Genomic DNA, 24,311 nt, shown 5'->3' on the forward strand with positions numbered 1-24,311 from the left:
TTAAATTATGATACACCTATGTTATACTTTAAAAAACTAAGGAATACTTAATGCAATATGTCTGGCTCCTGTGCAATCTTAATTTATAAGCTATATTTACAAATCTTTGTATTTATGATAGAATAAAAAAACATGTTTTATAATATTAATAATTTTATAACAACTTCAAACTGGCGATATTTCTTTTATGGTCTTGATATAGTATTAGTTGCAGTATTGTTCTATATAATATATATGTTAATGTACAATACAAGAGCATATAGTATTGCAGTTGGTTTTATAATACTTTTCTTTATTACAATATTGGCTAAAATATTCGGACTTTCAACATTATCATGGATATTTGATAAATTTTTCCAAGTCGGACTTATTGCAATAGTTGTGTTGTTTCAAGCGGAAATAAAACATGGACTTAGAATATTAGGCGGAAGAGCCTTTTTAAAGAAATCATTCAGGTATGATGAAGATCAAATTCAAAAAATATTAAGTGCCACTTTTAACTTATCATATAAAGGTTATGGTGCTTTAATAGTATTTCAAAGGAATATATCTCTTCATTCTTTGGTAGATAGAGCTGTAAAATTGAATGCTGATATATCTATAGAGCTTATAGAATCAATATTTTTTAAAAATAATCCTATACATGATGGTGCAGCTATTATAATGGAAAACAGAATAGCAGCGGCAAGTGCATATTTGCCTCTTACTGAAATAGAACCAAAAATAAAGAACAGGAGACTTGGTACAAGACATAGAGCAGCTTTAGGTGTTTCAGAGCAGACAGATGCTGTTGTAGTTGTTGTTTCAGAGGAAACTCAATGTGTATCCATAGTTCATAATGGGATATTAGAATATAATTTAAGCAGAGAAAAATTAGATGAAAGACTTGGAGAACTTTTAGAGATAAAAAAATGATTGACAAAAAAAAGCTAAATTCAAAGAAGTTTGATTATAAGAAAGCGTTAAGTCATATAACGAATAGATTTTGGATAAAAATGCTTTGTTTACTTATGTCATTTTTATTATTTTTATTTGTAAGATATCAGAAAGAGTATACAAAAGATTATATTACTAAAGTACAAATAAAAAATATACCTTCAAGATTATTAATTGCAAATCATGTACCTGAAACTATCACTGTAACATTGAAAGGTTTTAAAGATAATGTTTATGAGCTCCCTACAGAATTTAATGCTTATATAGATCTTACTAATGCGGTTATAGGAAGCAATACTTATGAGGTTTATTTAGACGGAGATATAGATTATAGTAAAATGAATATATCAGTTTCTCCTAATAAAATACCTATAGTATTAGATGAATTAGCTTATAAAACTGTACCTATAGAAGTTCCTACAATTGGAGTTGCTTCTTTAGGTTTAAGCGTTGACAATATAATAGTAAATCCTTCTAATACAATTATATCAGGCCCTAAGACTATTATATCAGCTATAGACGAAATAAAGACTTATAATCTTGATTTAACTGATAGGTATTTGGATTATAGTACTATATCAAGATTGAATTTGCCTAAAAATGTTAAAGCAGATGTATCAAGAGTTAATGTTAATGTTATTTTTAATAAAGATGTTGAAAGGGTTGAATTTAATGATATTGTTATAAATATAGATAATTTAAACAGTCAATTTAATATTAATACTGATAAAGCATTTATTATTAATAAGGTTGTTTTGGAGGCTAATAAGGCACTTCTTACAAATGTATCTGCTAATGATATTATATTATCTATCGATTTAAAAGATATAACTAATGCTGGTATGTATTCAAATATATCAGTTGAAGCTAATATACCTATTCATACAAAACTTGTGAAAATAGAACCTTCATATTTTGATATAGAAGTTATTGATAGAGAAAATGCTGGTATTATTAAAGATATTGAAACTAATGATATTATAACCAATAATATAATAACTAACAATATTATAACAAATACGGTAACTAATAATATTGTAATTACAAATGATAATTCAATAACAAATAATGAATCAACAAATTAATAGGTAATATAATAAACTGATGAGAAAGTTAAAATATGGGGATATAATTATATTTATCTTTATAATATTGTTTTCATTTTTTTATGCTAAAACTTTAATTTCAAATAAAAGCAGTAAAGTAATAATAGATTCTTATAATAAATCATTAAGATACGATTTAAATACAAACAGAGAAATTATAGTACAGGGTATATTAGGCGAATCCAAAATATCTATTAGTAATGGTCAAATCATGTTTACAGATTCTTGCTGTAGGGATAAATTATGTATAAAGGCAGGAGTTTTAAAAAATGCACCTATAATATGTATGCCTAATGGCATATCGATAAGATTTGAGAAAAACGTTGAGGATAATATAGAAATAGATTCTATTGTTCAGTAGGGATAATTTTATGAATTTTTTTGATAGTATAAAATCACATACAGGTAAAAGAAGAATATACGATATAATATTTTTTGCTTTTCTGTCATCATTTATTGCGGCAGTTGAAAATATGTTTCCAAGACCAGTACCTTATTTTAGAATAGGTTTTTCTTTTATTATAGTTTTGATGGTAATAGATGTTTTTAAATTTAGAGAACTTATACTTCTTATTTTAATAAAAAATATATCTGTTGCTATTGTTTTTGCTTATATATTTACACCTCCATTTTATTTAGGTTTATGCGGAGGAATAACTTCTATCATCATAATGAAATTAATGAGTTATTTTAAAAATACATTTTCAATTTTTGGCATAAGTTTAGCAGGTTCACTTATCAGTAATTTATCTCAAGCCTTTTTATCAAAATATTTATTTAGTTTGCCGGATATTAGTTTTTTGATAGTGCCTGTTTTTGTATTATCTTTAATAACTGGAAGCATAGTAGGTATTATTACTATGATACTTTCTGTAGAAAATAATATTCAAGCGTAATCATTTATTTACTTATTTATTTATAGAAGCATGAAAATATTTTTTTCCTCTCAAAATATCTTCAGCTAATATTCTTTGTGCATCATTTTCTTTATACGATTCACTTTCTTTGCTTACCTCTATTTTCTTTATTGTACCATTATCATTAGTATAAAAACCATTATAGAATCTAATTATTCCGTCTGTTTTATCTTTGTATAGAAGCGATACTATAGAATTGGTATAATTTGCTTTTGTATTAACAGCTACAAATAAAGGTATATTTTCCGGAGCAAAACCATCTTCTTCAAATTTATATGCTCCATTTGTACCATTCCATATAAGCATTGGAGAAACTGTATAACTATTAAAGAAATATGTTTTTATATTATCATCTATATTTGAATTATGAACCATATTTTTTAAATAAGGGTATAAGTGATCATGTTTAAATATTATAATAGCATCTGGATATTTTTCTAATATTATATCTCTAGTATCTAATATATCTTGAGCTTGTAAAGCTGAGTTTTCCATAGTTTCAACAAAAAGTTTTATATCTTTTTTACTTATTTTATCAATTAATCTTTTATTATTTTCAAATACATCTAAATCGTTTTCAACATAACTTCCTGCATGTCCTAAATATGTAAATCCTGATAAAAATATTGGTTTATCGCTGTTATTTGTTTTTATATAATTTTTAATATTTGTAAGTCCTACATTAAAAACTACTTCTTCCATTCCAATGTTTGGAAGCAATTTATCAAGATAATAAGTTACAGTATGTTCTTCTAATGCTATAGTATGATATCCGTTTTCTTTCATTAAGTATGGTAAAGTAGAGTATATAGGAGTTTTTTGTTTTTTAGGAAATAATGGAGAACTTCCTATAAGTCCGGAGGTTCTTGCAAATAAACTGCCGTAAGTATCATTAGGTCCAACTTTAGTAGAATTGCTTGCCCATTCTCTATATTCTTTTGGGAAAGGATCTTTATCTATTAAAGGAAGGAAATGCGAATAATCATAAAAAGATTCCATAAATATTATAAATACATCTCTTTTTTTATCAGTATCATAAGGAAGTATTAAATTTGATACATCTCTTTTGTTTTGTTTATCTCTTAATAATTTTACAGCTTCTTCAACATTTAGTTTATTTGCTTTTATCTTAGTAGATTCATCATAGGATATTCTATAGCTTATAGTATTTATTATTCCGTATTTGTTTGCTATTTCTGTATAATCAGCATATATAGAATTCATTTTTACAGGTCTGAAGAATGATATATATGTTGTTGCTATGACTACTAAAGCCATTATAATTCCTTTTTTGACATTTACTTTATATATTTTATAAATTCTGTATATGAAGTACAAAGCATAAGCAAGTAAAAGTCCGAAATAAAGTACTGTTGCAGTTATTGTTATTATTTGCATATATAAAGGAAGCACCTCTATAAGAGATGGATAAAGGTCTGGCATATCTGTAAAAAACAATGGTTTAGCATCTATTGTTATGCAAAGCGGTTCTATCGTAAAAAATGAAAACACAACAACTATTATAAATATGTACGAAGTTAATTTATTCTTGTTCGAAAGTATGTATGATATTATTGAAAATATATATGCATAGAGTATATCTATAATGCTGAAATTCATTTTATTTACTGAAAACATAGGGAAAAGTAATTGTGTTATAGTATAATAAAGTAATATTATTAATATCAAAGAGAACAAATAAAAGATATTATTTTTTAATATATTGGTTTTCATGTTGTTATCCGAAATTAAAATATGTTACTTGAAATTATATAACATATTTTATTTTATACAATTTATTTTTTTATTATTTTTTTTAAATTAATTTATGATGCTTTATTGCACATATATTGATATGTAATACTTGTATAATATATCTAATTATGTTAATATGAATTTTATAAATCAAAAATAAGGATCAAGATGAAAGCGGTAAAAATATTATTAATATTATTTGCTTTTACTTCTATTTCGTTTGCTAAAAGCGGATTAGAATTAGGTGTTTTTGTTCCTGTTGGTATAGGTGTAGGAATTCATTATTTTAATGATCCTCTTTCAACTTTTACTAAAGATGAACTAAATAAATATAACACTTATGTAAGCAATAATACAATGACTTCCCAAGCAGGATTTGAGGCAGGTTTTTTATTTCAAGCAGGTTACAGATTAGAGCTTAATAGAGATATTAGTTTTAGTTTTATGGGAGAGTTTGGTTACAGCAGAGATACTTTTAATTATAGAGGTAAAGACAGCAATACTAATTCTTTAGCTTTAAAAATGCAAAATTATAGATATTATAATTTTAATAGTGTAGTTATAGGTGTATTGCCTAAAATTAATTATAAAAGATTTTCATTTGGTTTTGGTTTCGGAATGAAAATTTTTGTAAGCGGTACATTGAACAATTCAAGCTATAATAAGCTTTTAGGCTATTCTACAGAAACAATAAAAATGTTGGACACAAAGAATTATAAAAATTATTTTTCTTCTAATATCATACCATATTTAAAATTAACATTTGACTATGCAGTATATACATCTAAGAAATTTGATTTTGTTGTAGGGGCATATTTTGACTATGACTTTGCGTTAAAATATAATGATAAAAGTAAGGGCAATAGTCAAGTTAATAATCCTATAGAAAATATAGCTAGTATTGATTTAGGAATTCTAGTAGGTACTAAAATAAGACCTATGAATTAATTAAAGGTAAAGTAATAAACAGAGAATATTATGAAAAGATTATTTAATATATTTATAATAATGTTATTAGCTTCTACAAGTGTTGTATTTGCTAAAAGCGGTATTGAAATAGGAATATTTGTTCCTTTAGGAATTGGAGCAGGGTTAAATAGTTATAGCTTAACTAATGAAAAAGCTACTACTGCAGATAAAAAGAATTTTGAAAATGCAGTAAAACAGTCAGATAGAAGTTCCGGTGCTGGATTTGATTCTGGTGTTTTATTTGATATAGGGTATAGATTTCAAATAAACAAAGATATGAGTGTTAGTGTACTCGGAGAATTGGGATATACACATGATGAATTTTCTTATTATAGAAAAAGTGCTGATAAGAACTATCAAAATAACTATGTGTATATGTTTGAAAGTATGGCTTTGGGTATATATCCTAAATTTAATTGGAAGAAATTTTCATTTGGATTGAATTTCGGATTAAAAATTCCTCTTTATGCTAAAGTTATGTCGTCTTATACAGATTACAGTAAAGATAATATCACTAGAAATATAGAGCATTATAATGTATCTCAAATGAAAGATGTATTTAATGTTCCAGTAATACCTTATCTTAGATTTTCAGTAGATTATTCTATTTATACAGATAAAAAATTTGAATTAGCATTAGGCGGATATATCGGCGGAGATTTTGGTATGTCATTAAAAAGACCTACTATTAATGATCAAAGTATTGCTAAAATGACAAAGCAGACAATATCTAGTTTCGATATAGGTTTTCAAGTTGGTGTGAAGATATTGCCTAATAATTAATTGATAAGGAGGAAAACATGCTAAAAAAAATATTTATATTTAGTTTATTGTTGTTGTCCGTTTTAGGCTGTAATAATAATGTATTGAAACCAGATGATTATAGTAAAGAATCTATAAATAAAAAATATCCTTATTGGCAGGTTGGAGTTGGTCATTTCCAAATTGCTAATAATTTAAAATCTTATACTACAATAACAGTTGAAGAAAAACGTTTTATATTGAGATGTATGGCTCTTATTAGAACAGCTTTAAATTCTGAAGAATTTCCAACAGAAGTAAGAGCCAAAGGAGCTTTAACAGCTGGAGGTAATTATTCTTATGGAAATTTCAGCATTAAAGCAGGAGAAACATACGATCCTGACATATTGACAGAAGTAGTGCGTACAGTAAAGTATAATTTTACTTATGAGAAGCTATCAACAGGCGGAGCAGGTTTGGGTACAGTAGGAGTTTCAAGATATGCCAGATATTGCGGAGGTCAGCCATTAGATCAAATACCTACAGCAGATTGGGTTGGATTTGAAAATGATAACTGGATAAAATGGTCTGGTAACAATTTATATGGATATGCTTCTTTTTCTGGATTAATGTTTCATGAGCATATGCATAATATTGGATTTACTCATGCCGGTATTAATCAGAATAGTAATGTACCTTATGGACTTCAAGATGTTGTGCAGAGACTAATAGAAAGAATATTGTATGGAAATTTGAAAGATAAATACGCTAGACAGTTAGATGAGCTTACAGCTTATTATTATACTGAATATAAAGATTTGTTAACTGAAGATAGTGTTTTTGATCCTGGTATAAAATAATTTATAGAAGTGAGTTTTATGATGAAAAAATTATTTGTTTTTGTTTTACTGCTATTATCAGTTTTTGGATGCCAAAATGGGGTATTAAAGCCTGATGATTTCAGCAGAGAAACTATTGATAAAAAATATCCTTACTGGCAGGTTGGTATAGATAGCTTTGAGATAGACAGCAATGTAAACAAATATACTGCTATTACAGTAGATGAAAAAAATATATGTTGGTATGTATGGCACTCATTAGAGTTGCAGTTAATTCTGATGAGTTTGCTGAACGTGTAAAGGCATCAAAAAATTCATTAAAATCTTCTGTTGGAGATTCTTATGGAGGATATACTTTACAATATGGCGATCAATATGATCCTCAAAAATTAATAACTGCATACGTTCACTTAAATATGATTTTGGATATAAAAAAAGAGTAGGAGTTGCAGCAGGTAATGGAGTTGGACCGGTGGGTAAATCGAGATATCTTCGTTACGGGCTTCAGCCAGAAAATGAAATACCTATAGGTGAATGGATAGGATTCAGTACTGGTAATTGGGGTAGTTTAAGTTCTGTTTTATTTGGAGACTATTTTACTTATATGCAAAGTCAAACTTATGCTAATACAGCAGGTTTAATGTTTCATGAACATATGCATAATATAGGTTTTCATCATGTAGGACAATATGAAGTTCCTTATACTCTTCAGGGTGTAGTAACTGGAATTTTAAATGAAATATTGTGGAACCCTATTTGGGGGCCAGCCTTAAAAAATAAATATGAAAAACAGGTTAATGAACTTATAGCTTATTACCTTACAGAATATAAGCATCTGTTAAATGAAGATACTGTTTTTGATCCTGGTAAAAAATAAATATAAAGTAAGTAAAAAATAAAGGGCTTGTGAAAATTATCACAGGCCCTTTTTACTAATTATATCGATTCTTTAATCAGTCCAATTTATCTCCAACTATTTTACCATTGTTATCAACATAAACTTTTCTGTTATTTTTTAATTTTAATTTGCAGCTTAAATATTTTTTTCTTATTTCGAAAACAGAAACATTTTTAAATGATTTATTTTATCTTTATAAATAGATTTTTATTATTTATTTTATGGTAATAATTTATAAATGTTTTATATAAGAAGCAAATAAAATATTAATTGTATAAATAAATTGTTGTTATGCAATAAAAAAGCTGGCATATAAAATACCAGCTTTTTTTATTTTTTTATGAATTATGTATTAGTCTAATTTATCTCCAGTTATTTTACCGTTATTATCAAGATAAACTTCTCTGTTATTTCCTAATTTTACTTTATATCCGCTATATTCTTTGCTTATTTCTAATATAGGTACTTGAGGATATTTAGCTTGTATACCTTTTACCACAGCAGCAGGCATAAAGTTTGTAGGTAAAGGAGAGCGTTCAGAAGTTACATCTGTCCAGTTACCGCTTTTATCGAAATCAATTTCAACACCGCTTTGTAATTCAACTTTAAAACTATTTCTGTCTTGTTCAGCATATACAACAGGGTCATTTGCAAAATTTGCACTAATGAAAGTTTGAGCTGGTTTTGGCAATTGATTTGCTTGAATAGGCATATCTTCTGCCATTAACATAATGTTTGAAAATATCATTAAAGATACTATAGAGATGAAAAATTTAATATTTTTTACCATGCTTTCGCTCCTCTAATACTTTTTATATACTATAAAACATATTTTGTGATTGAATGTAAAATTATTATAGAAAAAAATTATTATTTTACATTTTTGTGTATATTATTTTAATATATGTAATAAAAATTTTATATAATTGATTTTTGTATAATTTCTTTTAAAATTTTTTTAAAAAAAATTAATAATTCAATATATTATTCGATATATAATATATTGACTTTTTTTTAAAAATTATTAAATTATTTTTAGTAACAAAATTTGGAGGGAGTATGGTTCATAATATAATTGATGGATACAGAAAAATAGAAGGAAATTATCCTACCTACAGAGAGTATTTGATTCATTTTTACTGCAAAGATTGTTCTAATTTTTGGGCAGTAGATGATCAAGAGATTAACATATCAGAAGATGATGATTTAACTCAAATCGATGATATAATAGAGGATTCAGTATCCCATTGTCCTATATGCGGCTCTACTAATATTACTAGAACAGACAATCATAATTAATTTTGGAAAGAATATAGAAGTGATGCTATTGTTTAATGGTATCGCTTCTTTTTTTACCTATAAAATCAATAATTTCTTTATGCCCTAAATCTTTTGCTATTTCAAATGCATCTTTATTATCTTCATTTTTTATATTTAAATCAGCACCGCTTTCTATTAAAAGCTCAGATGCTTTAATATTGTTATTCTTTACCGCTATAATCAAAGCTGAGTCGCCTCTTACATCTGTATCATTTATATTGGCACCACTTTTTATTAGAAAATCTATTGTATCTATTGCTCCATCTTCAGCAGCATACATTAAAGGGGTTTTATTGCTAAAATCTTTTGAATTTATATTAGCACCGGAAGCTAAAAGTCTTTTAATTTTAGTTAAATCCCCATAAAGGCATGCTATATGAATACTATCAGAATTTTCTATTTTTATATTTTTAGTAATTTTTTTTATAATAGGCCATAATATAACAACAGCAACTATTACAACTATGATTATAGTATTGATATTATTCATTTATTTTTCCAATTTTTATATCTGATTCTATTTTAAAACAATAGAAACTATTAATAGTAAAATAGGAATTATTTTCTATTTTTGTAAATAGATAACTTTTCCTGCTTCATTTTTTGTATCAATAACTATTTTTTTACCCTTTAATTGCATAGCAGATGGAAATATAACATAAGGTATATTCAATGATTTTAACAAAATAGCTGCATGTGATATAGGGCTTCCATTAATAGATATTACACCTTTTATGTTTTGTCCTATCTCTGTTACGATAGAAGCATATATATTATCAACTATAAGAATAATATCATCTTCAGTAGGTATATTTATTTTTATATCTAGTAAATATTTTAATACCTGACATAATATATCTTCTATATCATATTTTCTTTCTTTAATGTATCCGTCATCTAAAGAGTCAAAACTTTTGAATATATTTCTCATTACTTTATTGTAAGAATAAGCAGCAGAGTATTTTTTTCTTTCTATAAGATCATACACTTCTTTTAATACATAATCATCAAATAACATTGATATATATGTTTCAAATATTAAATATTCATTATTTTGAAGATTTTTTTGTTCTATAATAGTTTTCTGTGCTAATAAATCTTTTTTAACATTTTCTATTGCTGATTCAAATTTTTCTTTTTCAGCTTTTATATCTTTTATATACTCTTTTTTTACATTTATTCCAAAATACATATAAGTAGCTGTTCCGCTTACATATCCGTCAGAAACTACAACGAAATCACTTTCTATTTTTTTTGTTAATTGTGTTTTATGTCTAGTTTCAAATTTACCATTAACCAAATATTCAAATTTTTCCAAAATTTGTTCCGCATCAGGTCCTTTAGCATATATTTCCATTATATCACCGTATTCTATATTTAATAAAGTTACTTTAGTTATACTATCTGCAGATACTGGAGGTTTATGTTTTGTTTTATTTGATATAAATACAACGCTTTTAGAATTAGCTATTATATTGATAAACATAAATACTGGTCTTGCATGAAAACCATTTTCCAATAATATTTTATATTCGCCTTTCACATAATCTTTAAACTCTATATCTTCCAATAAATCATTATTATTGAAAGTATAATCAAGTTTATCTTTAACATAGGATATTTTAGGAGATAAACTTTCCAATGATTCATTAATTACTTCGTCTATATTTTTTCCTAAAGATGATTGTATAGCAGCATTAATACCGCCTTCTATAAATGGAGCAGAAGTCATTCTTACATTTTTTGATTTTTCTTCATCAAGCATAGATAAAGCCAATTCAGAACTTATCAAAGCACTTCCTAAATCGCAAAATATGATAACACCATCATCAGAATAGACACTTTCTATAGCATTAAAAACTTCTACAGCATCAGTACCTAGTTCTTGATGATCATCTCCGCTTCCTCCGGAAAAAGATATAGGGACATTAGTATTAGTAACCTTTTTTATATATTCAGCTGTAACTTTAGCAAGATCATAACTATGTGAAACAAATATTAAACTAACCACATTATTTCCTTTATCAATAATTTTTTAATTTTTATAAAACATTCAATAATTCTTTTATTAACATAAAAATAGAAGTAGCTCCAGGATCTTGATGTCCAACACTTCTCTCACCTAAATAACTAGCTCTACCTTTAGTAGCAATCATATCTATAGTAGACTTCATACCATCTTCTGCAGATATTAGCACTTTACTTTTGAAATCATCTACATTATCAATATTTTCTTTCATAGCATTTAATGCAGGAAATAATGTATCAAGCATAGTTTTTTCGCCTGCTTTTGATTTTCCTAATGTACATATAGCATTAGTTCCTTTATTAAATATTTCTGCAATATCGTTTAATGATAATTCTTCTTTGTTTGATGAAATTATACTAGCATTAAGAAAGAAAGTTCCATATAAAGGACCTGAAGATCCTCCTACATTTTTTATTAATGTAGTTGCAGTTTGTTTAAATATTGATGATATTGAAGCATTATCATCTTTATTTAAAGCCTCTCTTACAAAACCGAATCCTCTGCTCATATTTATTCCATGATCAGCATCTCCAATATCAGAATCCAATTTTGTTAAATAGTCCTTATTTTCATCATACACTAAAGATAAATTAATTAACCATTCTTTTATTTTTTCTTTATTATACATTAATGTTTCCTTTTGCTAAATAATAATATATAAATATTAATTATTACATACCCCATCTTAAAGCAGCAGTATGAACAGGATAGTCCCATAATTTTATTATATCCTCATTAACTTTCATTAAACTAATAGAAGCTCCTGCCATATCTATGGAAGTAACATAATTACCAACAAGATTTCTTACAATTTTTAATCCTTTTTTCTCAGCTATTTTATCAACATCATTGTATAATACATAAAGTTCCATTAATGGAGTTGCTCCCATACCATTAACCATACAAATTACATCATCGCCGCTTTTATAAGGTATATCAGAACATATTGCTTCCATCATAGTTTCAGCTATTTTTGCAGAGCTTATTATTTTTATTCTTTCTCTGCCTGGTTCTCCATGTATTCCTATTCCCATTTCAATTTCTTCATCAGATATATCAAATGTAGGTTTTCCAACTGCAGGTACAGTACATGAAGTTAAAGCCATACCCATAGAACGTGCATTTTCTTTACAGAAGTTAGCATATTCTAAAACTTTATCTATATTGTCTCCTCTTTCAGCAGAAGCACCGCAAATCTTTTCGAAAAATACTGTAGCACCAACTCCGCGTCTTCCTGTAGTATATAAACTATTTTTTACAGATACATCATCATCTATTATAATGCTTCTTACATCTATACCTTCAGCTTTGCATAAATCTTCAGCCATTTGAAAATTCATTACATCGCCGGTATAGTTTTTTACTAAAAATACAACACCTTTTTTGTTGTTTAATTTTTTTGTTGCTTCTTCCATTTGATCTGGAGTAGGTGAAGTAAATATTGCTCCAGGACAAGCAGCATCAAGCATACCATATCCTACAAAACCAGCATGTAAAGGTTCATGTCCTGATCCTCCGCCTGAAACTAGAGCTACTTTATCAGTTTTATTTGCTCTTGTTACAAACATAGGGTCATAATTAACTTCTATTAAGTTATTATATGCTTTTTGCATCCCTTGAAGTTCTTCAACTATTACATCATCAATATTATTTAATATTTTTTTCATAATATCCTCTGTAATTATTAGTTTTTTTATTTACAATATTATGTATACTTATATATTATAATTATTATACGCCTTTTTTCAAGAGATTATTAAAAAATTATAAAAATATTTAACTTTATTAGAATTTATTATGTAAAATAAAAAGATAATAAAATAGAATTAATATGTATTATTTTTGAACATAATTATTTTTTATAAATTTATTAAATTTGCTTGCAATTATTGAATAATAATTGTATTATAGTAAAACTTAATATATTAAGGGGTTGTATAATGCTCAAGAAAATATTTATCGTAACATTAATGTTTGCATTTTCTTTATCATCTGTTTTTGCTCAAGAAACAACTACTACTGAAACATCAGGTACTACTGGTAATAAACCAAGAGAAGCTTTAGCTCAGAATTTTGTAGATGCTTTAGCAAATCAAGATGAAAAACTTTTAATATCTGCTATAGAAGGCGGTACTCCACAAGTTAAAGCTATGTGCTTCAAAGCTTTAAGTGAAAAAGGTGCTAATTCTGAAACATTATTAGAAGCTATTAATAGATATGTAAGCTATGGTTTGAACGCACCTACTACACATAATTCTGATTCTATGGTTAGATATCAAGCTTTACAAGCTGCAAAAGCTGCTAAATCAGAAACTTCTGTAGAATATATAGTTCAAATGTTATATTTAGAACAAGAAACTTCTAATATAATAGCTGCTGCTCAAGCTTTAGGTGAAATAGGAAGCAATAAAGGCGTAGCTGCTTTGCTTTTCCAATTAAGATTAGCTAAAACTCAAGGTATCGTTTATGAAGTTGCTGTAGCTTTAGGTAAAATAGGCGATCAAGCTGCTTTAAGTGATTTAATTGATTTAGCTCAAAATGAACAATATTTTATTGCTGTTAGACAAGCTGCTGTTGATGCTATCAAAAATATCAAACCTGCTTCAGGCGGAGATAATGGTGGTAATACTCAATCTACTGACACAACTACAGCTCAATAATAAATAAAATAGAAAAACATTAATTTTATTTTAATAAAAAAGCCTATCATGAATTTGATAGGTTTTTTTATTTTTAAACAATATTTAATCGATATTTCAAATAATTTTTTATTATGGAAAAACATTATTTTGCGATAATATATTATTAATTGTAACTTGATAAATAAAAAATTTGTTGTTATAATATTACATTCATTTTTATAATAAATATTTTAAGGATTATTAATGATAAAAGTTGATAATATAGTTAAATATTATGGGGAGTATCTAGCACTTAAAGGTGTGTCTTATACCATAAATAAAGGTGAGATAGTTGGATTTTTAGGGCCTAATGGAGCCGGTAAAAGTACTATGATGCGTATAATTACTGGTTATTTGCCTGCTACAAGCGGTTATGTTTATTTAGATGATTATGAGGTATACGACAATCCTATAGAAATAAAGAAAAGAATAGGGTATATGCCTGAAAATGTTTCTTTATATACTGAAATGACAGTTATAGATTATTTGAGATTCTGTGCAAAACTTAAGGGCATACCAAGAAAGCATGTAAAAACAGCTTTGGAAAATACTATAGAAATAACAGGACTTACAAAATATAGAAATAGAATAATAGGTCATTTATCTAAAGGTTATAAACAGCGTACTGGAATAGCTCAGGCTATAATACATGATCCAGAAGTTTTAATATTAGATGAACCTACAAGCGGACTTGACCCTAATCAGTTAATAGAGGTAAGATCATTAATAAAAAGTTTAGGCGGAACAAGAACTGTTATTCTTTCTACACATATATTAAGTGAAGTTGAAGATACTTGTGAAAGAGCTTTAATTATAGACAGCGGAGAATTAATAGCTGAGGATACAATTGAAGGCTTGAAAATGGCTATGGACAGAGAGATATTAGGCGGTAATATTGAGCTTAAAGTAGATGGAAGATATAAAGATGCTCTTTTATGCGTTAGAGAGGTTAAAGGTGTTGTTCAGGCTGAATGTAATTCTTATGGCGATATTATTATAGAATGTGAAAGAGGCAATGATTCAAGAGCTGCTATAGTTAAACATTTAGTTAATAATGGTTTTGGCGTTTTAGAAATCAGAGCCAAAGAAAGATCATTGGAAGAAGTATTTATTTACTTTACAGATAAAAAGAAAAATGAAGATTTTGATAAGTCTAAATATATTAGAGATGGAATTAATTCATCTAATCAAAGTGCTGAATAATAAATAATTTCAAGGGGTTAAAATGAGAAATATATATGTTGTATTTTCTAGAGAAATTCAATCCTTTTATGTATCTCCTTTATATTACATATTAGGATTTATATACTTAGCTTTAACAGGATACTTTTTTACTATAGAAGTCTACTATAGCAGATTGGCAGTTATGGAAAACACTATGTATAATATTGGATTTTTTACAATATTATTTCTTTCCATTCTTTGTATGAAGCTTATAGCTGAAGAACGTGCATCCGGTACTTTTGAACTTATAATGACTGCACCTATCACTTCACTTCAGTATGTTATAGGAAAATATTTATCTGTATTAGTTGTTTATGTTTCATTGCTTGCTATGACTTTTGTTTATCCTATACTTTTAATGGTATTTGGAAAACCAGATATAGGAGTTATATTCAGCGGTTATTTAGGTTTATTCCTACTTGGTACTGCTATACTTGGACTTGGTCTTATAGCAACAAGCATATCTAAAAGCCAATTAGTTGCTGCTATTTTGGGTGTATCTATGGGAGTATTTGCTTATATTATAAATTGGCTTAGTGAAATGTTTACAGGAGCAAGCAAATTATTGAATGCTATTTCTATAACAACATATTTTTCTGATTTTACTAAAGGTATGATAGATATACAAAATGTTATTTTCTTCCTTATTTGGGCAGTTGCTTGTATATCAATATCTACTATGTTTGTAGAATCTTATAAATGGCAATAATGATTAAATAGGATTTAGCATTGATGAGCAATATAGTTGAATATGTTAAAAATAATGATTTTAATAATGTAAAAAAATGTTTGGATTCTGACAGCAGTTTAGTTGATTCAAGAGATGAAGAAACTAAATTTACATTGCTTATGATTTGTGCCAAAAAAGGTTATTTTGACATATTAAAACTTTTAGTTGAACAGGGTGCTAATTTAAATGCTAGAAGCAAAACTGGAATAACAGCTTTAATGTTTGCTTGTGCAGAGAAACAGAGTCAAATTGCTGAGTATTTAATTGATTCTGGTGCAGATGTAAATTTAAGAGATAAGCCTTTATTTTCAGCTTTGCTTTATGCTTCGCTTACAAAAGAATATAATATTATAAAAGCATTAGTTGAAGCTGGTGCAGATGTAAATGCTAAGAATTTCAAACTTGTAACTCCTTTAATGTTTGCTGCTGGTATTAATGATATAGATACAATTAAATTATTAATAGAAAATGGGGCAGATATAGAGCATAAAAATAAAGATGGTGAAAGAGCTTTAGAATTTGCTATCCGTAAAGAACAAAAAGAAGCAGCAGAATATTTAAAAAATATCTCTAAATAATTTTGTGTTTTTAAATATACAAATAAAAGAAATAATTATACTTTCTAATATTAAAATAAAAGTGAATATTACACTTCCAAGATATACTTGATCATCTTTATCTACAAATACAGTTAAATCTATTCCATAAATATTTATTTTATATAAAAGTCTAATGAGAAAAAAGTACTGATTAATATATTGATAGTTATAAATGAAATTATATGAAGTTTGTCTAGTAATTTTTTGTCTATGTTAAATAATTTAATCAAAAAGAATTTTATTGCTTTTAATATAAAATAAAGAATAGCAGATAATAAAATACTTATAGCAAAAAATGCTGGTATAAATACAATAATCATAATATCCATATTTTTATTATGACATATATAAATGTTTTGTCAATTTTATTATGTTTTTATATGTAATTTTGATATGTTTTAGAATTTAATTTTAAAAATAATTAACATAATTATATATAAATCCGTATATTATATATATGATTTGTATTTTATAACCGAATGGGGTATTATGAAAAAATATATATTTATTATTATATTAGCAATTAATGCTTTTTTATATTCTCAGTATAATACTGCCAATAAATATGATCTTAGTAAAGATGAAGATAGACTTTTTATATATTCTGAACATGGTAATTATGACGGAGTAAAAGAACTTCTTAAAAAAGGAATAGAGCCTAATTTATTGGATAGCGATAAAATAACGCCGATTATGCTTGCAGCATTCAACGGTCATAAAAAGATAGTTGAGATACTTATTAAATATGGTGCTGATATTAATATTGCCAATAATTTTGGTTATTCTCCTATTATGGCATCAGCCTCTAATGGACATGCAGATATTTTTAATATTTTACTTGAAGCAGGTGCTGATATAAATCAAATTAATAATGATGGAAATAATATTCTTATAGAAGCATGTTTTGCTGGTAATAAAGATATAGTAAATAAAATAATAGAATTAAATACTATAGATATAAATTATAAAAATAATCTTGGATACAGTGCTTTAATACAATCTGTTATTAATGGACATAAAGATATTGCTGCTATTTTACTTGAAGCAGGTGCTGATGTAAATATTCTAAGTAATGAAGGTAAAAATGCTTTGATGTTTGCTATTATAAGAGAAAATATTGATATAATTAAAATTTTGCTCAATTATGATATAGATATGAATGTTATTGATAATACTTCCAATAGTGCTTTAGATTATGCCTATAATACTAATAACGAAAAAATTATTAATATAATTAAAGAATATAACAAAAATAATAAAATTTAAAAAAATTTTCATCTAGTTATCATATTTCTTTTTTTTTATGATTATGCAATCCGATATATAACGTATCAATATCGGGATTTTTTTATGGAGCAAGAGCATAATTTTACAAGAAATGAAGATAATTATGAATTTCCAGAAGAAAAGTCCTCATCTAATGGTGTTATGTTAACATTGCTTTTCTTTATGGCAATAATAACAGGAGTATGTTTCTGGATTTATAATAGAAATGGCATACCTCAAACTAATTGTGTTACAAATGTTTATAGTAATTCTTCTTATGCTGCTAGTAACTGTATAATAAGCAATAAAAATGATATCCTAAATAGAAATAATATAAAAAAGAATTTAGATTATCTTTTGGAAGTGAAATACGATGAATATATAGCTCCGCATGTAAGCAGTTTAAATTCTTTAATAAATAATAGTCCTATATTAAATTGGGATATGAAAACCATAGGAATTATATTTTTAGGAACATTATCCACTATAATAGTAATGGCATTTTTATTTAAAGGTAATGATTCTGGTGCAGTTGATAATAATGAAAATATTATAAATTATAATGATGAAATAAAAGATAATAAAGAAGAAGATAAAAAAGAAGAAGATGATAATAAAATATCTTCTAAGAAAAAGAATAATTTTTATTCTGAAGGCGTTCCGGCAGATAATGAAAATAAGCTTGTAGATACTAATTATGATGGTGATAAATTAGTACTTAAAAACAATAATTATTATAAATACAATAGAAATGGCGATAACGTTTTCTGGAATGTAGTTAAAAAAAATAAAAACAATAATGATGAAAATTTAAATATTAATGAATTATCTCTTATGGCATTAAGAGAAGTAGAAAATGGAAATGATGATAATGCTATTAGTATATATACAAGGATATTGAATTCCAATAATGATAATGTGGCAGTATTAAAGAGTAGGGCGTTACTTTTTAGTAAAAAATATCAAGAAACTTCTGATGATAAATATTTTGATGCTGCTTTAAAAGATTATAATAAAATTATAGATATTAATAATTTCCATGAAGAAAGCAATATAGATACTTTGAAAGATAGGTCTGTACTTTATACAAAAAGATATCATTATACTTCTAATGAAAATTATTTTAATTTAGCTTTAAATGATTATAATAAAGTTGTTCAAAATAATAACAATAAAGATGATTTAAGTACTCTTTTAATATATTCTGATCTTTATAATGAAAAATATAAAAATACTCATGATAAAAAATATTTCAATATGTCTTTAGATAATTATAATAAGGCTTTAGAAATAGATAAAAATAATACTTCAATTTATATAAATAGAGGCTGGCTGTATTTGATAGATTATAAAATAACTAATGATGTAAAAAGTTTAAATAATGCACAAAATGATATTGAATACGGACTCAATAAGGAAAAAAATAATTTCTATTTATTGAATAATAATGGAATAGCATCTCTTTATAGATATCAATTAGAGAAGCAAGTAAAAGATTTGAAAGAGTCTGAATATAATTTCTTGCAGTCTATAAAAAATAATAAATCAAATTCTGTTCTTGCTGAAAGTTATTATTATTTATCATTAGTTTATGATGAATATTCTAAGCTTACAACTATAACAGCTGAAAAGATGAAAGAGTATACAGAAAAGAGCAAACATTATTTAGATGAATCAAAAAAGTTAGGTTATGAAAAATTAAATGTAGGTCTTAATGTTTAATAAATTATTCCCCGCTTACTCTGCTGCATATACCTTCTAATATAATATTATAATCTTTTGTGTTTTCTATATTTAAAAGATGTCCTGCATTTTCAACTACATATAAATCTTTATCAGGTGCATTTATAGTTTGATAATATTCTTTTACAACAACAGTAGGAACCTGCCAATCATTATCACCGCATATAAAAAATATTGGTATATTAAAATTTGTGAATTTACTTGTATCATAATTTATTAAATAATAGATAATATTTTTATTTAAATTAAGAGGCGAAGAAGTAAATATATTTTTCATAGAATATAAAGGACTTTGTTTTATGATTTTATTTAATTTATCATTTCCTTCATAGTATCCTGCTAATTTATATTTTGCTTGTATTTCTCTGAATATTTTAAATAAATTAAAAACATTATCTTTATTTATATTGAATGGATAATTTTTTATTTTTTCAAGTCTTTCAATATATTTTTTATTTCCGCTATTTTTTACTATATTATAACAGTAATCAAATCCTGTCTTTTCGCCTTTTTTGAAATTTACTACTTGCCCCATACCGATATAAGCAGAAACTAAATTAGGAAATTTTTTAATGAACTCTATGCCTAAAACGCTTCCCCAAGAATGACCAAGCAATATAATGTATTTAGATTTATATTTTTCTTTAACATATTCTATTGTTTGTTTTAAATCTATTAATAGAGTTTCAATTTTTATATCATTTTCTGATGATTTATTTTTTATTTGAGTTTTTCCTGCACCTCTTTGATCATAATATATTAAATTATAATTTTGAGTTATTGAATGCATTTTATATAAAAAATAGCTTTCTGATTCTCCGGGTCCGCCATGAAGAAATATCAATGATGTATTTGATTTTCTAGGGTAGTGTACAAAGTATTGTTCTATGTTATTTATTTTAACGTATTCTTCAAAAAATATATCCATAATATAATTATCTTTATTTAATATGATTTTTTATTATATAAGATTTTAATATTATTACAATAATTTTTGTATATACTAAAAATTTTTAAGTTTGTCAATTTTTATGTTGTTCTTTTTCCCGCCGCATACGCTCTGCGGACTTCGTCAAAGTTGCTTATATCCTCGACAAGCTCGGATACGCTTCGCGAAAGTGCGAGGATAGAATTAGTACTAAATCATACTAAAATTGTCTTACATGTAAAATAATTTATTAAATTAAAGCCCAAGTGCAGCCTTTCGCCACAGGCGGGCTGTGCCTGCTTCTTTGTGGCAACAAAAGAAGTGGGGTCTGCACGCTGTGTACTTCGTAAGGGCAAAGCCCCAGATATAAAAACAAAAATATCAATTTATTTCTGACAAAATATAGTTGTTTAGGTATATACTAAAAATTTTAGAGTTTGTCATTTTTTTAGTCAACTTTTTCCAGCCGCATACGCTCTGCGGACTTCGTCAAAGTTGCTTATATCCTCGACAAGCTCGGATACGCTTCGTGAAAGTGCGAGGATAGAATTAGTACTAAATCATACTAAAATTATCTTATATATATAACCTATTAAATAAAAACCTATATATAGCTTCTTTGGGCCACCACCGAGTAGGTGCCTTGCCTACGGCACGCAGAGCGTCGGCAAAAGAAGTGGGGGCTGCACGCTGTGTACTTCGTAAGGGCAAAGCCACATATATTAAAAAGAAAATATAATTTTAATTTTGACAAAATATAGTTGTTTAGGTATTACAATAAAAGCCCTATAATTAATATTATAAGGCTTTTGTATTTTATTTAATTAATAAAAATTATTTCAAATAGTCTAAATATGGTTTTTGAGAAGCTATCATTCTATCAAGCATTTCTTCAGTATTTTTGCAAACATTAACTACTGGATTAGCAAGTATAGCCTGTATAGCATATTCTTTTTTATGATGTATAGCTGCTTCGGCTGTTAAATCGTATACACTTACATAATTTCTCAAAAGAGATAAATATCCCTTAGGTACATTATTTAATTTTACACCTTTTACTCCATCTTTGCTTATTTCAGCAGGAACTTCAACAGCTATCCAATTAGGTAAATCTTCTATTAATCCATCATTTAAAATATTTACTGCTTCTTCTGTATAAGCATTATTAGTCACTATAGCTTCTATTATACTTGATGCTCTTTCTTTTATTCTTAATAATATTTGAGGTTCAGTTTTTGAAAGTACAGTTCTGTATAATTCATAGAAATCTAATATTCCTCTATGATCAACTACGTCCCAAGCCCAAGCGATATATTCACCAAAATGGCTGTCTACTGTGATAGGTAAAAGTTTATATTTCTCTAATATCACTTTTAAAAGTCTTCTATCAGCCCATATAAATTCTCCTTTTAATTTGTCTTCCATAGTATGATCAAAATTTTCTGTTTTTGAGAATGCATTATGTTCTTTAGCGTATTTTAATAAATCACTATATCCTACTTCATGTTCAAAAAATCCATGAGCATTTTTCAATACATCAGGATACAAATCTTTTCCGCTTTTTTTATCTTTTATTTCAAGCAGGCAGCTGAAGTGATTGAGGCCTCCTGCTTTTATGTCTAAAGATTCATAATTCATTCTAAGTATTTTAGGAAGCCATTGATGAAGCCAGCCTATTTCATGACATAATCCTATAAATTTTGCTTGAGGAAATGCCCTTTTTACTGCAGTACATATAGCAGTCATAGGATTTGAATAATTAAATATATAAGCATCGGGACATATATCCATAGCATATTTAACTATATCAAGTATAGGAGGTATTATTCTTAAAGAGTGGAATATTCCTCCAGGTCCTCCATTTTCTCCATAAACTTGATGTATACCATATTGCATAGGTATTTTCCAATCTTCGTCCCATAATTGGAATCGATCTCCTACCTCTATAGAACTAATAATAAAATTAGCATTTTTGAAAGCTTCCTTTCTGTTTGTTGTAGCGTCAACAGTAAAATCTAGTTTATTATCTTCTATAAATTGCTTAACATAATCATTAACTTTTTTTAAAGCATTATCATTAATATCAAGCAAAGTTATATGAGAACCGCTTAATGCTTTTGTAGCAAAAATATCGCCAAGCATATCGCATCCGAATTGTGCACTTCCTGCACCTACTAAAACGAATTTCATAATTTATCTCCTTAAATGTTTAACACAATTTCATTATATGAATTTTAGTATAGAAAAAAAATAATTAATGTCAATAAAGTATGAATTAAAACTTTTATGTAATTTTTATAAGAAAATTTATTTGTTGATTATGATTTATAGTAGTTATAACTAAACAATGATATTTTATATTATAAAAAATATTATTTACATTTATAAAAAATAAAAAATTGAGAAAGTTAAAAATTTTTAGTATATACCTAAACAATTACATTTTGTCAATTTTTATATTTTATAAATGTATTATCAACTTTTTTGTCGCTCAAAAAAGTTGCAAAAAACGCATATACTACAGCTAAATATCTTAAGAATATGTATTAAATATAGTACAATACCGTAATTTTATGCCAAAAATGCAGTCCTTTTGCTTCTTTGGGGCACCAAAAGAAGTAGGGGTTCGGGGACTAGTCCCCGAAAATAATAATAATATAAAAACTAATTTTGACAAAGTTAAAAATTTTTAGTATATATTATTCTTTTTTATCTTCATTATTTACATTTGTAGGATTATTGGCATTCAAATCATGTAATTTTTCTCTAATTTCTGAAGTAGTTTGCAATGGATCTTTTTCTTTCATTTTAGGCTGTTTGAATACAGATAAAGTTTGATTAAGAATATTTTTGAAACTGTCATCTACTATATTATTTTTAGAGTTAATATACATCATTTTTATTTGATCTTTAGTTTCTTTATCTTCTATTTTTGATAATAAATTGATATTATGATCGGATATAGAAACTAAATATAAATCATCAACTATTTCAATGATAGAAACATATCTATTAGTAGCAAGCGGAGTAGTTGCAAGCACTTTTATAATATCACTTGAACCAGATATTTTTTTTGATCTATTTTTAAGATATATAAATACAAAATAAATACCTACCAATGTAACTATAAAACCAATAATAGCTTTAAAAAACATCCAACCATTACTAACTTGTGCTCTGTTTTCTATATTTCTAATATCTTGAAGTATAGCAGGTTCATTTACATTATTAGTATTATCTAAAGCTGCATTAAAGAAATTAGTTTCAGTTGTATTGGTTTGAGTATTGTTTGTATCAATTTGATTAGTGTCAGTTTCTTGAGTAAAAGCTATACTGAAAATAATTAAGAATATAATAGAAATTTTTTTAATCATATAAAAACCAATGCGGAGAGAGCGGGATTCGAACCCGCGGTAGGGGATACCTACGACAGTTTAGCAAACTGCTCCCTTCGGCCTCTCGGGCATCTCTCCAGAACTATATATTTTCTTAAATAGTTGTATTATGATAACATAAATAAGATTTTTAGTCAAGTTTATATTTGATTAAAGTGTGCACAGGAGCCAGACATATTGCATTAAGTATTCCTTAGTTTTTTAAAGTATAACATAGGTGTATCATAATTTAAAG

At 26.4% G+C, this 24,311-nt stretch carries 23 protein-coding genes, 1 tRNA gene and 1 pseudogene; 15 read left to right on the plus strand and 10 right to left on the minus strand.

What is annotated here, in order from left to right:
• The first annotated feature begins 132 nt into the window (after positions 1–132).
• The 4 genes from cdaA to Q0K52_RS10235 are packed head-to-tail and all read left to right on the plus strand — an operon-like array spanning position 133 to position 2,938.
• Positions 133–915 (plus strand): diadenylate cyclase CdaA, encoded by a 783-nt coding sequence (gene cdaA, locus Q0K52_RS10220; protein WP_297299087.1) that lies wholly within the window; start codon positions 133–135, stop codon positions 913–915.
• The gene (locus tag Q0K52_RS10225) at positions 912–2,021 is read left to right on the plus strand and encodes a CdaR family protein (protein WP_297299088.1); all 1,110 of its coding nucleotides are present in this window, start codon (positions 912–914) and stop codon (positions 2,019–2,021) included. Before cdaA ends, Q0K52_RS10225 begins: the two co-directional genes overlap by 4 nt.
• Before the next feature lie 19 nt (positions 2,022–2,040).
• On the plus strand, positions 2,041–2,403 hold the full coding sequence (locus Q0K52_RS10230; RefSeq protein WP_297299090.1) for a NusG domain II-containing protein: 363 nt from the start codon (positions 2,041–2,043) through the stop codon (positions 2,401–2,403).
• Between the two features lie 10 nt (positions 2,404–2,413).
• Positions 2,414–2,938 carry a Gx transporter family protein gene (locus Q0K52_RS10235; RefSeq protein ID WP_297299092.1) on the plus strand — a complete coding sequence of 175 codons (525 nt, stop codon included), beginning with the start codon at positions 2,414–2,416 and terminating at the stop codon, positions 2,936–2,938.
• A 12-nt stretch (positions 2,939–2,950) separates the two neighbouring features.
• Here Q0K52_RS10235 and Q0K52_RS10240 read toward each other — a convergent pair whose 3' ends face one another.
• Positions 2,951–4,693 carry a sulfatase gene (locus Q0K52_RS10240; protein WP_297299093.1) on the minus strand — a complete coding sequence of 581 codons (1,743 nt, stop codon included), beginning with the start codon at positions 4,691–4,693 and terminating at the stop codon, positions 2,951–2,953.
• A gap of 189 nt (positions 4,694–4,882) precedes the next feature.
• Here Q0K52_RS10240 and Q0K52_RS10245 point away from each other — a divergent pair, with 189 nt between their 5' ends.
• The 4 genes and pseudogenes from Q0K52_RS10245 (at position 4,883) to Q0K52_RS10260 (ending at position 8,140) form a co-directional block, all read left to right on the plus strand.
• A complete protein-coding gene (locus tag Q0K52_RS10245) occupies positions 4,883–5,662 on the plus strand; it encodes a hypothetical protein (RefSeq protein ID WP_297299094.1) in 780 nt (259 codons plus the stop codon).
• 30 nt (positions 5,663–5,692) lie between these two features.
• Positions 5,693–6,466, plus strand: coding sequence for a hypothetical protein (locus tag Q0K52_RS10250; protein WP_297299095.1), 774 nt, complete (start codon positions 5,693–5,695; stop codon positions 6,464–6,466).
• Between the two features lie 17 nt (positions 6,467–6,483).
• On the plus strand, positions 6,484–7,284 hold the full coding sequence (locus Q0K52_RS10255) for a hypothetical protein (protein ID WP_297299097.1): 801 nt from the start codon (positions 6,484–6,486) through the stop codon (positions 7,282–7,284).
• 18 nt (positions 7,285–7,302) lie between these two features.
• A pseudogene (locus Q0K52_RS10260) lies at positions 7,303–8,140 on the plus strand (hypothetical protein).
• Positions 8,141–8,513: 373 nt separating this feature from the next.
• Here Q0K52_RS10260 and Q0K52_RS10265 read toward each other — a convergent pair.
• Positions 8,514–8,951 carry a PepSY-like domain-containing protein gene (locus Q0K52_RS10265; RefSeq protein ID WP_297299099.1) on the minus strand — a complete coding sequence of 146 codons (438 nt, stop codon included), beginning with the start codon at positions 8,949–8,951 and terminating at the stop codon, positions 8,514–8,516.
• A gap of 269 nt (positions 8,952–9,220) precedes the next feature.
• On the opposite strand from Q0K52_RS10265, the gene Q0K52_RS10270 reads away from it, so the two are divergent.
• The gene (locus Q0K52_RS10270) at positions 9,221–9,460 is read left to right on the plus strand and encodes a hypothetical protein (protein ID WP_297299101.1); all 240 of its coding nucleotides are present in this window, start codon (positions 9,221–9,223) and stop codon (positions 9,458–9,460) included.
• A 25-nt stretch (positions 9,461–9,485) separates the two neighbouring features.
• Here Q0K52_RS10270 and Q0K52_RS10275 read toward each other — a convergent pair whose 3' ends face one another.
• The 4 genes from Q0K52_RS10275 to dhaK form a co-directional block, all read right to left on the minus strand.
• Positions 9,486–9,971 (minus strand): ankyrin repeat domain-containing protein, encoded by a 486-nt coding sequence (locus tag Q0K52_RS10275; protein ID WP_297299103.1) that lies wholly within the window; start codon positions 9,969–9,971, stop codon positions 9,486–9,488.
• 75 nt (positions 9,972–10,046) lie between these two features.
• Positions 10,047–11,492, minus strand: coding sequence for a dihydroxyacetone kinase phosphoryl donor subunit DhaM (gene dhaM / locus Q0K52_RS10280; protein ID WP_297299105.1), 1,446 nt, complete (start codon positions 11,490–11,492; stop codon positions 10,047–10,049).
• A 31-nt stretch (positions 11,493–11,523) separates the two neighbouring features.
• Entirely contained in the window at positions 11,524–12,138 is a 615-nt protein-coding gene (gene dhaL, locus Q0K52_RS10285) for a dihydroxyacetone kinase subunit DhaL (RefSeq protein ID WP_297299107.1), read from the minus strand.
• A 43-nt stretch (positions 12,139–12,181) separates the two neighbouring features.
• Positions 12,182–13,177, minus strand: a complete 996-nt coding sequence (gene dhaK / locus Q0K52_RS10290) for a dihydroxyacetone kinase subunit DhaK (RefSeq protein WP_297299108.1) — start codon at positions 13,175–13,177, stop codon at positions 12,182–12,184.
• A 273-nt stretch (positions 13,178–13,450) separates the two neighbouring features.
• Between dhaK and Q0K52_RS10295 the strand changes: the two genes are divergently transcribed.
• The 6 genes from Q0K52_RS10295 to Q0K52_RS10320 all read left to right on the plus strand — a co-directional run bounded on the left by Q0K52_RS10295 (position 13,451) and on the right by Q0K52_RS10320 (position 19,732).
• Positions 13,451–14,170 carry a HEAT repeat domain-containing protein gene (locus tag Q0K52_RS10295; protein ID WP_297299110.1) on the plus strand — a complete coding sequence of 240 codons (720 nt, stop codon included), beginning with the start codon at positions 13,451–13,453 and terminating at the stop codon, positions 14,168–14,170.
• 225 nt (positions 14,171–14,395) lie between these two features.
• Entirely contained in the window at positions 14,396–15,394 is a 999-nt protein-coding gene (locus tag Q0K52_RS10300; protein WP_297299112.1) for an ABC transporter ATP-binding protein, read from the plus strand.
• Positions 15,395–15,416: 22 nt separating this feature from the next.
• Entirely contained in the window at positions 15,417–16,124 is a 708-nt protein-coding gene (locus Q0K52_RS10305; protein WP_297299114.1) for an ABC transporter permease, read from the plus strand.
• A gap of 23 nt (positions 16,125–16,147) precedes the next feature.
• Positions 16,148–16,723, plus strand: a complete 576-nt coding sequence (locus Q0K52_RS10310) for an ankyrin repeat domain-containing protein (protein WP_297299116.1) — start codon at positions 16,148–16,150, stop codon at positions 16,721–16,723.
• A 510-nt stretch (positions 16,724–17,233) separates the two neighbouring features.
• Positions 17,234–18,010, plus strand: coding sequence for an ankyrin repeat domain-containing protein (locus Q0K52_RS10315; protein WP_297299117.1), 777 nt, complete (start codon positions 17,234–17,236; stop codon positions 18,008–18,010).
• 84 nt (positions 18,011–18,094) lie between these two features.
• On the plus strand, positions 18,095–19,732 hold the full coding sequence (locus Q0K52_RS10320) for a hypothetical protein (protein WP_297299119.1): 1,638 nt from the start codon (positions 18,095–18,097) through the stop codon (positions 19,730–19,732).
• A 4-nt stretch (positions 19,733–19,736) separates the two neighbouring features.
• On the opposite strand, the gene Q0K52_RS10325 is transcribed toward Q0K52_RS10320, so the two are convergent.
• The 4 genes from Q0K52_RS10325 to Q0K52_RS10340 form a co-directional block, all read right to left on the minus strand.
• Positions 19,737–20,681: an alpha/beta hydrolase gene (locus Q0K52_RS10325; protein WP_297299121.1), complete on the minus strand. Its 945-nt coding sequence runs from the start codon at positions 20,679–20,681 to the stop codon at positions 19,737–19,739.
• Positions 20,682–21,515: 834 nt separating this feature from the next.
• Entirely contained in the window at positions 21,516–22,871 is a 1,356-nt protein-coding gene (locus Q0K52_RS10330) for an alpha-glucosidase (protein ID WP_297299123.1), read from the minus strand.
• Between the two features lie 509 nt (positions 22,872–23,380).
• Positions 23,381–24,055: a flagellar biosynthetic protein FliO gene (locus tag Q0K52_RS10335; RefSeq protein WP_297299125.1), complete on the minus strand. Its 675-nt coding sequence runs from the start codon at positions 24,053–24,055 to the stop codon at positions 23,381–23,383.
• 13 nt (positions 24,056–24,068) lie between these two features.
• Positions 24,069–24,154 (minus strand) — tRNA-Ser (locus Q0K52_RS10340).
• Between the last annotated feature and the right edge of the window lie 157 nt (positions 24,155–24,311).

It is taken from the genome of uncultured Brachyspira sp. (assembly GCF_944390845.1).
Taxonomy (GTDB): Bacteria; Spirochaetota; Brachyspiria; order Brachyspirales; family Brachyspiraceae; genus Brachyspira; species Brachyspira pulli.